The 14106-nt window shown below is 58.6% G+C and carries 15 protein-coding genes; 8 read left to right on the plus strand and 7 right to left on the minus strand.

Translation table 11 applies throughout. From position 1 onward, the window contains the following. The gene (locus ACNOHI_RS23115; protein ID WP_420477075.1) at positions 1 to 780 is read left to right on the plus strand and encodes an MBL fold metallo-hydrolase; all 780 of its coding nucleotides are present in this window, start codon (positions 1 to 3) and stop codon (positions 778 to 780) included. 84 nt (positions 781 to 864) lie between these two features. On the opposite strand, the gene ACNOHI_RS23120 is transcribed toward ACNOHI_RS23115, so the two are convergent. Both ACNOHI_RS23120 and ACNOHI_RS23125 read right to left on the minus strand, forming a co-directional pair. Further along, positions 865 to 1137: a hypothetical protein gene (locus ACNOHI_RS23120; protein ID WP_420477076.1), complete on the minus strand. Its 273-nt coding sequence runs from the start codon at positions 1135 to 1137 to the stop codon at positions 865 to 867. 209 nt (positions 1138 to 1346) lie between these two features. Then, entirely contained in the window at positions 1347 to 2477 is a 1131-nt protein-coding gene (locus ACNOHI_RS23125; protein WP_420477077.1) for a JmjC domain-containing protein, read from the minus strand. Positions 2478 to 2612: 135 nt separating this feature from the next. On the opposite strand from ACNOHI_RS23125, the gene ACNOHI_RS23130 reads away from it, so the two are divergent. Next, complete coding sequence (locus ACNOHI_RS23130) at positions 2613 to 3158, plus strand: FKBP-type peptidyl-prolyl cis-trans isomerase (protein ID WP_420477078.1); 546 nt, start codon at positions 2613 to 2615, stop codon at positions 3156 to 3158. Between the two features lie 63 nt (positions 3159 to 3221). Here the strand turns inward: ACNOHI_RS23130 and ACNOHI_RS23135 are convergent, their stop codons facing one another. The 4 genes from ACNOHI_RS23135 to ACNOHI_RS23150 all read right to left on the minus strand — a co-directional run bounded on the left by ACNOHI_RS23135 (position 3222) and on the right by ACNOHI_RS23150 (position 9186). Further along, positions 3222 to 4145, minus strand: a complete 924-nt coding sequence (locus ACNOHI_RS23135) for a hypothetical protein (RefSeq protein ID WP_420477079.1) — start codon at positions 4143 to 4145, stop codon at positions 3222 to 3224. After that, positions 4142 to 6748 (minus strand): DNA mismatch repair protein MutS, encoded by a 2607-nt coding sequence (gene mutS / locus ACNOHI_RS23140; RefSeq protein ID WP_420477127.1) that lies wholly within the window; start codon positions 6746 to 6748, stop codon positions 4142 to 4144. The genes ACNOHI_RS23135 and mutS overlap by 4 nt, the downstream gene beginning before the upstream one ends. A gap of 206 nt (positions 6749 to 6954) precedes the next feature. After that, a complete protein-coding gene (locus ACNOHI_RS23145; protein WP_420477080.1) occupies positions 6955 to 8286 on the minus strand; it encodes a DEAD/DEAH box helicase in 1332 nt (443 codons plus the stop codon). Positions 8287 to 8394: 108 nt separating this feature from the next. Then, a complete protein-coding gene (locus ACNOHI_RS23150) occupies positions 8395 to 9186 on the minus strand; it encodes an inositol monophosphatase family protein (RefSeq protein ID WP_420477081.1) in 792 nt (263 codons plus the stop codon). Between the two features lie 121 nt (positions 9187 to 9307). Between ACNOHI_RS23150 and ACNOHI_RS23155 the strand changes: the two genes are divergently transcribed. Beyond that, entirely contained in the window at positions 9308 to 10069 is a 762-nt protein-coding gene (locus tag ACNOHI_RS23155; protein WP_420477082.1) for an RNA methyltransferase, read from the plus strand. A gap of 66 nt (positions 10070 to 10135) precedes the next feature. Here ACNOHI_RS23155 and lexA read toward each other — a convergent pair whose 3' ends face one another. Next, positions 10136 to 10792 (minus strand): transcriptional repressor LexA, encoded by a 657-nt coding sequence (lexA, locus tag ACNOHI_RS23160; protein ID WP_420477083.1) that lies wholly within the window; start codon positions 10790 to 10792, stop codon positions 10136 to 10138. A 259-nt stretch (positions 10793 to 11051) separates the two neighbouring features. Between lexA and rpsF the strand changes: the two genes are divergently transcribed. From rpsF to ACNOHI_RS23185, 5 genes are all read left to right on the plus strand, one after another. Continuing rightward, a complete protein-coding gene (gene rpsF / locus ACNOHI_RS23165) occupies positions 11052 to 11420 on the plus strand; it encodes a 30S ribosomal protein S6 (RefSeq protein ID WP_420477084.1) in 369 nt (122 codons plus the stop codon). 18 nt (positions 11421 to 11438) lie between these two features. Then, positions 11439 to 11738 carry a primosomal replication protein N gene (priB, locus tag ACNOHI_RS23170; protein ID WP_420477085.1) on the plus strand — a complete coding sequence of 100 codons (300 nt, stop codon included), beginning with the start codon at positions 11439 to 11441 and terminating at the stop codon, positions 11736 to 11738. Positions 11739 to 11758: 20 nt separating this feature from the next. Beyond that, the gene (gene rpsR, locus ACNOHI_RS23175) at positions 11759 to 12043 is read left to right on the plus strand and encodes a 30S ribosomal protein S18 (protein WP_007882558.1); all 285 of its coding nucleotides are present in this window, start codon (positions 11759 to 11761) and stop codon (positions 12041 to 12043) included. Between the two features lie 27 nt (positions 12044 to 12070). After that, positions 12071 to 12523 (plus strand): 50S ribosomal protein L9, encoded by a 453-nt coding sequence (rplI, locus tag ACNOHI_RS23180; RefSeq protein WP_420477086.1) that lies wholly within the window; start codon positions 12071 to 12073, stop codon positions 12521 to 12523. A gap of 158 nt (positions 12524 to 12681) precedes the next feature. Next, positions 12682 to 14100 carry a replicative DNA helicase gene (locus tag ACNOHI_RS23185; RefSeq protein WP_420477087.1) on the plus strand — a complete coding sequence of 473 codons (1419 nt, stop codon included), beginning with the start codon at positions 12682 to 12684 and terminating at the stop codon, positions 14098 to 14100. The last annotated feature ends 6 nt before the right edge of the window (positions 14101 to 14106 follow it).

Genomic DNA, 14106 nt, shown 5'->3' on the forward strand with positions numbered 1-14106 from the left:
TTGAAATTTGCAAGTCTTGGAAGCGGCAGTGAAGGAAACGCGCTTCTGATCTCTACCGCATTCGGCACGACAAGCACGACTGTCATGCTGGATTGCGGTTTCCCCATCCGTGAAACCGAGCGACGCCTGCAGCGCAAGGGGTTGGCGCCAGCCGACCTTGCAGGCATCGTCGTCACCCACGAACACAAGGACCACGTCGGCGGCGTGTTCAAGTTTGCGCGCCGGCATCGTATTCCTGTCTGGCTTAGCTTCGGCACCTATCAAGCAGTAGAGAGAGACTGCGACGGGGTTGACGTGCACATTTGCCGCGACGGCGACAGACTTTCGATTCAGGACCTTGAACTCGGTCCATATACCGTGCCGCACGACGCGCGCGAGCCAGTACAGTATGTGGCGAATGACGGGCGGTTTCGTCTCGGCGTCCTGACTGATGCGGGACAATCGACGCCGCATCTTATTCAGGCATTGGGCGGGTGCGATGCGCTAGTCCTGGAATGCAACCATGACCGGCGCATGCTTGCCAACTCATCGTATCCCTACTCATTGAAGCAGCGCATCGGCGGCGCCTTCGGGCATTTGTCGAACGAAATGACCGCGGAGATTCTTGGTGCCCTGGACAAGTCACGGCTCAGAACCGTCGTTGGTGCGCATTTAAGCCAGCAGAACAACACGCCTGAGCTGGCCCGCGAGGCGCTTCACGGAGTGACGAAAGGTACGGGAATCGATGTGACGATCGCCTGTCAGGAGGAGGGCTTCGACTGGATCCACCTGATGCTATAGGGGCAGGGCGAGCGCTTTGACAGGTTGAGTGGGGAAATAAAAAAGCCGACCAGTTGGTCGGCTTTTTCTTGCAGTAATCGCAGATTACTTGGATGCAGCCGGAGCAGCGGCAGCCGGAGCAGCGGCGTCAGCCGGTGCGGAAGCAGCCGGTGCGGATGCGGCCGGAGCAGCAGCGTCAGCCGGTGCGGAAGCAGCCGGAGCAGCGGCCGGAGCAGCAGCGTCAGCCGGAGCGGAAGCAGCCGGAGCAGCAGCCGGAGCCGGTGCAGCAGCCGGTGCCGGAGCAGCAGCTTCTTCTTTCTTGCCGCAAGCAGCCAGAGCAACAGCCAGCAGAGATGCGATCAGCAGAGACTTTTTCATGGATTTCCCTTTACAAAATTTATTATAAAAAAATTATGCGATGAATAATTACCGGTAATTATCGCTCTATAGGCGTTCTCTCACCGCAAAGTGTTGCATTGCGGCATGTCGAAAACATCCTAATCAATAATTATAGCGGGTTTTTTTGCAACAAGTGCTTGCGGCTTTTCTTTTCGGTAAGGAATTTGTAAGCAATCGCAACACACTTTTCACCCCGGCTTTCGAAGGGAAATCCATCCGTCTTCATGCCATGCGTGGAGCGTTTCCCGGACATCCTTGGACGCGTTGGCCACATCTTCCGGTGCGAGTTGCCTGCGGTCGGCGAGCTTTACCAGAGGACGCCGATCGGCCCCTCCTGCGACAAAGGATTCTCCATTGATAAATACGTGCCGCCCGCGATAGAGCATCCTGGTCTTGCGTGAAAGCTGCACGCCGCGTTTGTCTGCCAGCTGAAGGAATCGCGACAGTGACGTCGAGCGTGCCGGGGGATCAAAGAAGACGGTCGGCTTGAGCTCCGAAAGATATTCACCAAGGAAAATAGCGACATCGTCATCCGTAAATTTGATCTTCCGAAGCGTTTCGGCAACGCGGGAAAGCATTGCGTTATTGATTTCAGCCGGCTTTGACGTAACGGGAAGGTCAGGGTCGGCGTATCGTCCCGGAAGCTCAATCGATTCGGCCATGAACTGCAGGAATCCTTCGCCAAGTTCCTGGAAGGAAGGCGTGCGGAATCCGATCGAGTAGGTCATGCACTCGCCAACAGCGATGCCATCGTGCGCGTAATGGGGCGGTAGGTACAGCATGTCGCCCGGTTCAAGGAGGAACTCCTGTTCCGCTTTGAAGTTCTGCAGTATTTTTACCGGCAGCCCTTCTACCAGGGTCAAGTCCTTCTGCGGCCCGATGCGCCAGAGGCGCTGGCCATATGCCTGGAGCAGGAAAACGTCATACGAGTCGAAGTGCGGTCCAACGCCGCCGGTGTCGGTGGCATAGCTGATCATGAGATCATCCAGCCGCGCATCCGGTATGAAGCGGAACTGCTGCATCAGCGCATTCGCACCATCATGATGGAGGTTTACGCCCTGGATCAGCGTCGTCCACGCTTTCTTGTGGAAAGGCGGCAGTTGCGCGAACGGTCCCTTGTGAAGCTGCCAGCGTGATCCGAAGTGGGTGACGAGACGCGATTCGACATCATCCCTCGCCGCCATCGCAACCAGCTCTTCCTTCGCAAGGAGCGGCTTGAAACCGGGAATGGCCTGCCGGATGAGAAGCGGTTTCTTGTGCCAGTATTCCTGGAGAAATTGCTGCGGCGTGAGGCCGCCGAGGAGAGGCAGTTTTTTCATTGTCGTCATTGTATGGGCATGATGATTGCTGAGAGGTCGTCGCGCCGGACGGCTCGATTCGAGAATCTGTCGTGGCGCAAGGTCTTGCGGCACGGGCGAGTATAATCCTGAAATGTTGACACGAAAGGACGGCTCATGAAGATCGCCAAGAATACGGTAGTGACGGTCCACTACAAGCTCTCAGATGCGCAAGGCAATCTGATTGAAGAAAGCCGCGACCCGATGGTGTATCTGCACGGCGGATACGAAAATACGCTGCCCAAGATCGAGGAAGCCCTCGAGGGCAAGGATATCGGCTATGAAACGACCATTCAGGTCGAGCCTGAGGATGCTTTCGGCGAATACGATCCGAACCTGATCAAGATCGAGCCGCGCAATCGTTTGCCAGATCCTGTCGAGGTCGGCATGCAGTTTGAGGGAACGCCGGACGATGCAGCGGGCGGCGAGGAGTCGATCATCTTCACAGTGACCGATATTGCAGACGACCAGGTGGTGCTCGACGGCAATCATCCGCTTGCGGGGATGGCGCTTCGCTTTACCCTGAGCGTTGCTGGCGTACGGGATGCGACAGAGGAAGAAGTGGCCCACCAGCATGTGCACGGTGAACATGGCCACCATCACCATCATGGTGATGCCGAGGGCGAAGGCGACGACCAGTTCCGCAGCTATCCGCTCCACTGATTCCGCGGGCACGTATTACAAACGCCGGTCATTACTTACATGGGAAAGGCGCGTCGCGATCATTCAGCGATGGCCTTCCGCCGACTGCGTGGCATGCGGTTCGATCGAAAAAACCTTTGCCTGCCTGGACGCGATATTGACCTTGGTCCATCCCGCAGGCACCCCATATTCCCCAATATTTCCATTCCATGCAATGGTGTCCGGGCGCGACGCCTGGTTGTGCAGGACCAGGATCTTTCCTGGGAATTTTGCTGCAAGGCTGGACAGCAGCTTTCTCGTCTCCGCGAATCCATCCCTTTGATTGCCAGATAACCGCGCGGACGAGAACGGGTTGCTGTCGCTGAACAGCACAATCCCGATTGCCTTTTCCCGATGGGCAAAAGTGAAGACACGGTTGAGCCAGTCACGATTGGCGATCAACCTGTCCTCGAATTCACTGTTTCTTCCCGCGTCGACGACGAAGTTGTTGTTATTGGAGGGCAGGTTGATGGTGGCGAACATGATGTCGCCGATCTGCCACCGGGCATTTTCGGGAAAGCCCCGGAACTTTGCGATGGTCGATTGCCGGATTACCGGAATGCGGCTCGCGCCCAGAGAGAAATCGTCGAAAAAGAACAAGTCACGCAAGCGTCCGAGGCGACCGATTGCCGAAGACCGTCCGGATTCCGGCGGACATCTCGCCCAATCACTCGCGGCGAGCGAAACAATGACGCCGTTTCGAGCGCCATCCAGTTCGGATTTCTGACGGAGATAGGCCTTGTCCGTGCAGCCGACATTGGGTGGCTTGACGCCCTGTATTACGACGAAAGCAAGATTATCCGAGTCGGTCGCTTCGAGGGCGGATTGAAGGGCGCCATTGTCTTCGGGGTTCGACGTACGCGCATGCGTGATGACGCCGAAGCTGAACTCCGCGGAGTCCGCAATGGCGGGAGCGGCCTGCCACATGGCAAGGCAGAGGGCGAGTGTCTTGATCGCGGTCCGGCTCATTGTTTGCCGGCGAGCGCCTTGAGGCGATAGAGGGCATCCAATGCCTCGCGCGGCGTCATGGCATCCGGATCGATATCGGCAAGCTCTTCCGCCACGGCGTTCGCTGCCGGGTCAGCTGGTGCAAGCCCGGGTTCTTCGACGACCGCTGCCGAGGACGCGAAGAGGTCGAATTGCGGCGTCGCCTGTACGGAATGAGCCTCAAGCGCTGCGAGGTGCTTTCGAGCTGCCTTGATAACCGGTTGGGGAACGCCCGCCAACTGGGCGACCTGCAGGCCATAGCTCTGCGACGCAGGGCCAGCCTGGACCGCGTGCAGGAACACAATGCTGTCCTTGTGCTCAACGGCGGACAAGTGGACATTGGCAGCGGTCGGATGGGTTTCGGGCAGTTGGGTCAGTTCGAAGTAATGGGTTGCGAACAGAGTAAAACTGCGCGTGGCATCAATCAGGTGTCGTGCGATTGCCCAGGCGAGCGCCAGACCGTCGAATGTCGATGTCCCTCGGCCCACTTCGTCCATCAGCACGAGGGAGTGCTCGGTGGCGCCGTTGAGGATCGCGGCCGATTCCGTCATCTCCACCATGAAGGTCGAACGTCCGCCGGCGAGGTCATCTGCGGCGCCGATACGCGTGAAGATCCGGTCGATTGGGCCGATCATGGCCCGTGTGGCCGGGACAAAACTTCCGACATATGCGAGCAGGGTAATTAGGGCAACCTGACGCATGTAGGTTGACTTACCGCCCATGTTCGGGCCGGTGATCAGCAGCAGCTTGCGATCGCTGTTGAGCTCGCAATCGTTGGCAATGAAGCGTTCGATCTGGTTCTCGACGACGGGATGACGGCCCTGCTCGATTGCGATGGTCGGCTCTGGCACGAGATGCGGTGCGCACCAGTTATTACGCAACGCATGATCCGCCAGCGCAACAAGCACGTCGAGCTGAGCCAGCGCATGGGCGATCGACTGCAGGAGCCCGATTTGCGGCGCAAGGTCGTTCAGCAGTTTTTCGTAGAGGTACTTTTCGCGGGTAAGCGCGCGTTCCTGGGCGGACAGCGCCTTGTCCTCGAAAGCCTTCAGCTCTGGTGTGATGTAGCGCTCGGCGTTCTTCAACGTCTGACGCCGGCGGTAATCGTCGGGCACCTTGTCGGTCTGGCCGTGCGTGACTTCAATGTAGAACCCGTGCACCTTGTTGTACTCGACCCGCAGATTGGCAATCCCCGTGCGGGCGCGCTCGCGCGACTCGAGATCCACGAGGAACTGACCAGCGTTCTCGGACAGTGCGCGCAGTTCGTCAAGCTCGGCATCGAAGCCGCGGGCGATGACACCGCCATCGCGCACCATCGCGGCCGGTTCAAGCGCGATGGCACGTTCGAGCAGTTCAAGGCACTCGCCCGGCGTGGCCAGTGCATCCTGGACCGCGCGCAGCAGCGGTGCATCGGCATCCTTGTTGCACATGGCAACGTACGCGCGCAGTGAAGGAAGCTGCTGCAATCCGCCACGCAGACCGGCGAGGTCACGCGGCCGGGCGGAAAGGAGGGCGATGCGCGTCGTGATGCGTTCGATATCCGGTACGGCGGCAAGCGTGGCGGAAAGGCCGGAAGAGGCATCCGCCCGCATGAGGGCGTTCAGGGCGGCGTGGCGCGCGCGGGCGACTTCCTGATCGCGTCGCGCATGATGCAGCCAGTGGCGCAGCAGGCGCGAGCCCATCGCGGTCCGGCAATGGTCGAGTTGCGAGAACAGCGTGGGCGCACTCGAGTTTCCTTCCTGGCCGCGCAACGTTTCCGTCAGCTCCAGGTTGCGTCGTGTGGCGGCATCCAGTCCGATGAATTCATTTTCCGATTCGACGGAAAGGGTTCGCACGTGCTGCAGTCCCTTGCCTTGCGTCGACTGGGCATAGCGCAGGAGGGCGCCGGCCGCGCCGATCGCCGCGCTCAGCCCATCGGCACCGAACCCGCTCAGCGTTGCAACAGACAGCTGTTCAATCAGCGCCTTCTGTCCGGCATTGATATCGAAGTGCCAGTCCGGCACCGTCGTGAACTTGCCGGTGGACGACTGGGAAAACAGGTCTCCATTGTCGATGACCAGAATCTCGGCGGGAGAAATCCGTTCAAGTTCCTGCTTCAGGCGCGCATCGAAGGTCTTCGCGTCGCCGATGAATTCCATGACGCGCAGGGCACCGCTTGCCATCGACAGCCATGCGAGACCAGCTACCACGGATTTGCGCTGCGTGACCACGTGCAGCGCGAGCAGGGGACGTTCGGACTTTTCAGGAAGCAGGTCTGCGTCCGTCAGCGTGCCCGGCGTAATCACGCGCACGACCTTGCGCTCGACCGGGCCCTTGCTGGTTGCCGGATCGCCGATCTGTTCGCAGATCGCGACCGACTCGCCCAACTTGACCAGTTTGGCCAGATACTGTTCCACGGAGTGGAAAGGTACGCCTGCCATCTTGATCGGATTGCCGTTGGAGGCGCCACGCTGCGTCAGAGTAATGCCGAGCAGGCGCGCCGACTTTTCGGCGTCTTCAAAGAACAGTTCGTAGAAATCTCCCATGCGGTAGAACACCAGCATGTCCGGATAATCAGCCTTGATGCGGAGATATTGCTGCATCATTGGCGTGTGCTTTTCCAGCGCGGCGTCGAGGCCGGGCGTCGATACTTCGGGAGCCGGTTTCAGCGCAGGTTTCAATGCCATTCCAGTCTTTGTCGTAGTGCGAGGGGCGTAAGCCGGGTGTAATCCGCCATTTTAATGGGGATTAATGCTGAAAGGAGGGGGCGACGCAGCGTCTTTGACCGCGGCGTCGCTTTGCGGCACGGGGCTTACTGGCTCCCGCGATTGCGATTCGCTGGCGTTTTGTCGCCGCTGAGAAGTTTTCCAGCCGGACGCTTGGGCGGCACCGGTTTTCCTGCAGGAGGATGTGCGGGACGGGATGTCTTGGCGGCGGGCTTCGGCTGAGCCGGACGATTCCTGCCGCCACCGTTGCCGCTGCGAAGCTGGATGGGCTGCGGACGCGCATTCGGATCAGGCTCGAAGCCGGCAATGACCTCCCTGGGAAGCGAGCGTTTGATCAGCTTTTCGATACCCTTGAGCATATCGTGCTCATCCACGCAGACGAGGGAAACGGCTTCGCCACTGGCGCCGGCACGCCCGGTGCGGCCAATGCGGTGGACGTAGTCTTCCGGCACGTTCGGCAAGTCGTAATTGACGACATGCGGCAGCTGGTCGATGTCGATGCCGCGCGCGGCGATGTCGGTCGCAACCAGTACCTGGAGCGATCCGTCCTTGAATTCCGACAGCGCGCGTGTACGTGCGGACTGACTCTTGTTGCCATGGATCGCAAGCGCGCTGATTTCTTCCTTGCCGAGCTGCTCGACCAGCTTGTTTGCGCCATGCTTGGTGCGCGTGAATACCAGTACCTGTGACCAGTTGTTTTCCTTGACCAGATGGGCCAACAACTGGTGCTTGCGGTTGCGATCGACCGGATGGATCTTCTGCGCGATCATTTCGGCCGTCGAGTTTCGGCGGGCGACTTCGATCATGGCCGGCGCGTTCAACAGGCTGTCGGCGAGCTCTTTGATCTCATCGGAGAAGGTTGCGGAGAACAGGAGGTTCTGGCGCTGCTTCGGCAGCAATGCAAGGACGCGGCGAATATCCCGGATGAAGCCCATGTCGAGCATGCGATCAGCTTCGTCCAGGACAAGAATTTCAATGTTGGCCAGGCTGACAGTGCCCTGCTGGACATGGTCCAGCAGACGTCCCGGCGTGGCGACCAGGATATCGACGCCCTTGCTGAGCAGCTGAATCTGGGGATTGATGCCGACACCGCCGAAAATCACGGCGGAGCGGAGTTTCAGGTACTTGCCGTAGACGCGCACGCTTTCTTCTACTTGCGCGGCAAGTTCGCGCGTCGGGGTGAGGATCAGGGCGCGAACCGAGCCGCGAGCGGCGGGCTTGCCACCTTTCAGGCGTTGCAGGATGGGAAGCGTAAAGCCGGCAGTCTTGCCAGTGCCGGTCTGTGCGCCAGCAAGGAGGTCGCCGCCAAGCAGCACGGCGGGAATGGCTTGAGTCTGGATCGGGGTAGGCGTGCTGTAACCCTGTTCGGTAACGGCACGGACGATTTCATCGGATAGACCGAGTTCGGTAAAGGACATGTATTCTCTAAAGTGATCCTGCCGTGCGGCAGGGACGCCGCATGGGCAAAAGGAGGAAGCAGGGGGGGGCTTCGCGCGCACCCTGCTCAGGAGTCGATACTGTAATGATCAGGCAAACGGGGAGAGCAGGTTCACCATCTGTCCGAAGATCTTCGGCGTGCCGGCAATGACGTTACCCTTGTAGAGATAGTCGGATTCGCCCTTGAAATCGGCGACGATGCCGCCGGCTTCGGAGACAAGCAGGGCTCCGGCAGCTGCGTCCCAAGGCTGAAGGCCTTTTTCAAAGAAGCCGTCGAGGCGACCGGCTGCCACATACGCGAGATCGAGTGCGGCGGCGCCAGGGCGGCGCAGGCCCGCGCACTTCTCGGTCATGATCTTGAACATCTTCATGTACTCATCGAGTCCCTCGGTACCTCGGAACGGAAAGCCGGTGCCGATGAGCGCATCCGCCATCTTGTCGCGGCGGCTTACGCGGATGCGTTTCTCGTTCAGGAATGCGCCGGCGCCTTTGGTTGCCGTGAACAGGTCATTGCGGGTCGGGTCGTACACAACAGCCTGGGTGATCTGGCCTTTCTGCTGCAGGGCAATCGACACGCAGTATTGCGGAAAGCCGTGGATGAAATTGGTCGTGCCGTCCAGCGGATCAATGATCCAGACGTTTTCGTTTTCGTCGTGCAGGTTGGACGAGGCGCCGGATTCTTCGGCGAGGATTGCGTGGTCGGGGTACGCGGTTTTCAGAACTTCGATGATCGCCTGCTCGGCGGCCTGGTCGACTTCGGTGACAAAATCGTTATGATTCTTCGTCGTGACCTTGACGCGGTCGACGTCAAACGAAGCACGATTGATGATGGAAGCAGCGCGGCGCGCGGCCTTCACCGCCGTATTCAGCATGGGATGCATAGGGGTTCCGTTAAAATTGCGGTACCGTCGCCTACCGCGCGGAACCACATGAAATAAGATTAATGAGCGATGCGGCAACAATCGGCAACAAGCCGGTTCCCGCGTAATGCCGCTATTTTAAATGAACCAGCCTCAAACCAGTAATTCTCTTTTCAGCCGCCTGCGCTTTGTCCTGGTCGGCACCAGTCATCCCGGTAACATCGGCGCTGCCGCGCGGGCGATGAAGACGATGGGATTTTCACAACTTGTGCTTGTCAATCCTCGGTTTGCCAATGCGACTACGCACGAGGAGGCAGTGGCATTCGCCAGCGGCGCAGTGGATGTACTGCAGTCCGCCAGGATCGTTGAAACGATTGAAGAGGCGCTGGAAGGCTGCAACTTTGCTGCGGCACTCAGCGCCAGATTGAGGGAGTTTTCGCCGCCTGTAACGCAGCCCAGGGCGCTGGCCGCACAGCTTGCAGGGGAGGCGAGCCTGAATGCCGCGCTCGTGTTCGGGAGTGAGCGCTATGGTCTGCCGAACGAGATTATTGAAAGGTGCAACGTGCTCATCAATATTCCGGCAAACCCTGAATACTCGTCGTTGAACCTGGCTCAGGCAGTGCAGCTGCTTGCATATGAAGCGCGCGTGGCTGCCACAGGCGAGGCGCTGCCTGTTTCTCCGATCGGTTTTCAGGGAGTGGCAGCGGATCTGGGTCAGATTGAGGGCATGTATGCGCACCTTGAGCAGGCGCTTGTCGCCGTTGAATTTCTTGATCCATCAAACCCGAAGAAATTAATGCCCCGGCTGAAGCGCCTGTTCTCCCGAGCCCAGCTGGAAACAGAAGAGGTGAACATCCTGCGTGGGATTGCCCGCCAAATCATGAAGAAACTCGGACAGCAGTAATTTCGTGTCCGCGTCGAATTGCCTCTTGCGGGGCTGTAGCGAAGGCGCTTGCGCGACTCAGCTAATTCAGCCCCAGGCGCGCAAAAGGCCCACCGCGAGCCCTTCAAGAGCAAAATTATCTTCCCTACCATCGACAACGATAGGTTCAAAATCCGGGTTTTCGGGAAGGAGTTCAATGACGCTGCCCGTCTTGCGGTAGCGCTTGACCGTCACGTCGTCGCCAAGGCGGGCAACGACGATCTGCCCATTCTTTGCGGAGTCGGCCTTTTTTACGGCCAACAGGTCACCGTCGAGAATGCCGACATCCCGCATCGACAATCCGCGCACTTTCAGCAGGTAGTCCGGCTTTGCAGAAAACAGCGAGGGGTCCACGCTGTACGTGGTTTCAATATGTTCCTGTGCAAGAATCGGCGAGCCGGCGGCGACGCGGCCAACCAGCGGCAGACTCAGTTGCATGAGGCCGGGATGCGGCAAGGCCATTTGTCGCGCCACGCTTGTGCTGTCTTTGCCCATGTCGCGAAGACGAATGCCGCGAGACGTGCCGGGGGATATTTCGATTGCTCCCTTGCGGGCAAGCGCCTGCAAATGTTCCTCGGCAGCGTTCGCTGAGCGGAAGCCGAGCTCGGCGGCAATTTCGGCCCGGGTGGGAGGGAATCCGGTGTTTTCAATGGCTTCCCTGATCAGGTTCAGGATTTGCTCCTGGCGGGCGGTCAGCTTGATCATGGCGATTCACTGGGGTTATCCAGCGCTGTGTGTATAGACAGCCTGTATTTTTATACAGGATTTATGCGAATGCAAGCGTATTTGCTGGTTATTTGGCGGCGCTTGCCTCGAAAATGTCCGATTTCCCGGTTCCTTGCCTTAAGGGCTTGAAAGCATTGAGCTTTCTTTCAGAACGGGTTATTATGGCGGGCTTTCCTCTTCCCACACCCGTCTTGACGCCGGGGTGGGCGATTTTTCAATCCGTCCAAAAGGAGAATTCATGCGTCATTACGAAATCGTATTTATCGTCCATCCGGATCAGAGCGAGCAAGTGCCCGCGATGATCGAACGCTACAAGGGCATCGTTACCGCCCGTAACGGCAAGGTCCACCGTGTCGAAGACTGGGGCCGCCGTCAACTGGCTTACATGATCCAGAAGCTGGCCAAGGCACACTATGTTTGCATGAACATCGAGTGCGACAACGAAACCCTGGCTGAACTCGAAACGGGCTTCAAGTTCAACGACGCCGTCCTGCGCCACCTCACCGTCAAGATGAAGAAGGCTGAAACCGCCCCGTCGCCGATGATGAAGGCTGTCCAGAAGGAAGATGCTGCCAAATCCCAACGTGCAGAGGCGTCCGCTGCGTAATTGCGGCAGCCGAGGAGAGTGAACCAACTTCGCCTGATTGCTGCCATTGCCGAGCGCGACGTAGTGCGCTATACCCCGGCAGGCATCCCGATCGTGTCAGCAAAATTGCAGCACAGTTCGGAACAGGTGGAAGCAAGCATCCCGCGCCAGGTTGACATGGAGATTGCCGCGGTCGCCGCAGGCGAAATCTCCGGAAGATTCAACCGGGCAGCATTAGGGGAAATGTTTCTGTTCACGGGATTCCTGGCACGCAAGAATCGCAATAGCAAAAGCCTCGTGTTCCACGTTACGGATTTCGAGTCAATCACAGATCACTAGATACAGTACAGGAGCCAAACATGGCATTCGGTAAAAAATTCGACAAGAGCAAACTCAAGCAAAAGCGCCAGCAGCAGAACCCGCTGTTCAAGCGCAAGAAATTCTGCCGCTTCACCGCCGCCGGCGTTGAACAGGTCGACTACAAGGACGTCGACACCCTGAAGGACTTCGTCCAGGAAAACGGCAAGATCATGCCGGCACGCCTGACCGGCACCAAGGCACACTACCAGCGTCAGGTTGACACCGCGATCAAGCGCGCACGCTACCTCGCGTTGCTGCCGTACACCGATCTGCACAACGCCTAATTGACGACTGAAGAATAGGAGAAAAACATGCAAGTCATTCTGTTGGAAAAAGTCGTCAATCTCGGCAACCTCGGCGACGTGGTCAAGGTCAAGGACGGTTACGCACGTAACTTCCTGATCCCCCAGCGCATGGCACGCCGCGCTACTGCAAACGCTGTCGCTGAATTCGAAGCAAAGCGCGCTGAGCTCGAAAAGGCAGCAGCAGAGAAGCTGGCAGCAGCCCAGGCTCAAGGCGAAAAGCTGAACGGCATGACCGTTCAGATCGCTCAGAAGGCCGGCGTTGACGGCCGTCTGTTCGGTTCCGTTACCAACGCTGACATCGCAGAAGCGGTGACCAAGCAAGGTTTCGCAGTCGAGAAGGCGCAGATCCGCATGCCGCAAGGCCCGATCAAGACGGTTGGTGATCATACGGTTGCCGTTGCGCTGCACACGGACGTCGTTGTCGATGTGACCGTTTCCGTGCTGGGCGAACAAGCCTGATCGCAGGAATGCAGTTAACCAAGAAAGGCCGGGTTTCCCGGCCTTTTTTGTTGCTCTTTCAAGAGTGCAGGATCGGCATGTTGCTTGAGGAAAAATAAAGCGGTTCAGAGGGGGATGTGCCCCGAAAAGCGGAAGCTTAAACGGGTATAATGCGCGCCATGAATCACCGTGACAACCGCGATAATCGAGACAACCGTGCTTCCGATCCACAGGTAGAAGCACTTCGCATTCCGCCTCACTCCATCGAATCGGAGCAATCCGTTTTGGGCGGATTGCTGCTGGATAACGCCGCGTGGGACCGTATTGCCGACTTCATTACCGAAGACGATTTTTACCGCTACGACCACCGCATCATCTTTCAACATATCGTCAAGCTGATCAACGGATCGAAGCCTGCCGACGTGATCACCGTCTACGAGGCGATGTGCACCAGCGGCAAGGCGGAGGAAGCCGGCGGCCTGACCTATCTTAACGCACTCGCGCAAAATACACCGTCTGCGGCAAACATCCGCCGCTATGGTGAAATCGTCCGTGATCGCGGTGTCCTGCGCAAACTCATTACGGTATCGGATGAAATCTCCGGCCAGGCATTCAATCCTCAGGGCAAGGAAGTCAAACAGCTTCTCGACGAAGCCGAGTCGAAGATTTTCGCCATCGCTGAAGAGGGCTCGCGCGGTGCCGCGGGCTGGATGGCCATCCAGCCGCTGCTCACGCAAGTGGTGGAGCGCATCGACGAACTCTACAACCGTGATAACCAGAACGACATTACCGGGGTGCCGACAGGGTTTATCGACCTTGATCGAATGACCTCCGGCCTGCAACCGGGCGACATGATCGTCGTCGCGGGACGTCCCTCCATGGGCAAGACAGCGTTTTCGCTCAATATCGGTGAAAACGTCGCCATCGACAGCGGGCTTCCAGTCGCCGTGTTTTCCATGGAAATGGGCGGGGCGCAGCTTGCCATGCGTATGTTGGGCTCCGTCGGACGTCTCGACCAGAGCCGTTTGCGTGTCGGTAAGCTCAATGACGAAGACTGGCCGCGCCTGACGCATGCGATTCAGAAGATGAACGAGGCGCAGTTGTATATCGACGAAACGCCGGCGCTGAGCCCGATCGAATTGCGCGCACGCGCGCGTCGTCTGGCGCGCCAATGCGGCCGTCTTGGCCTGATCATCGTCGACTACCTGCAGCTCATGTCCGGCAATGGCGGTGGCGGCGAGAACCGTGCTACCGAGATTTCCGAAATCTCGCGAAGCCTGAAGGGTATCGCCAAGGAGCTCCATTGCCCGGTGATTGCGTTGTCGCAGCTGAACCGCTCCCTTGAACAGCGTCCCAACAAGCGTCCCGTGATGTCCGACTTGCGTGAATCCGGCGCTATCGAGCAGGACGCCGACGTTATCCTGTTCATTTACCGCGACCAGGTTTACAACCCGGATTCGCCGGACAAGGGCACGGCCGAAATCATCATCGGTAAGCAGCGTAACGGCCCGATCGGCACGGTGCGCCTGGCCTTCCTCGGCGAGTACACGAAGTTCGACAATTACACGGGCGGCAACGCGATCTTCGACAACGAGTAAGCGCGA

This window comes from Noviherbaspirillum sp. ST9 (assembly GCF_048799745.1).
Classification (GTDB): Bacteria; Pseudomonadota; Gammaproteobacteria; order Burkholderiales; family Burkholderiaceae_D; genus Noviherbaspirillum.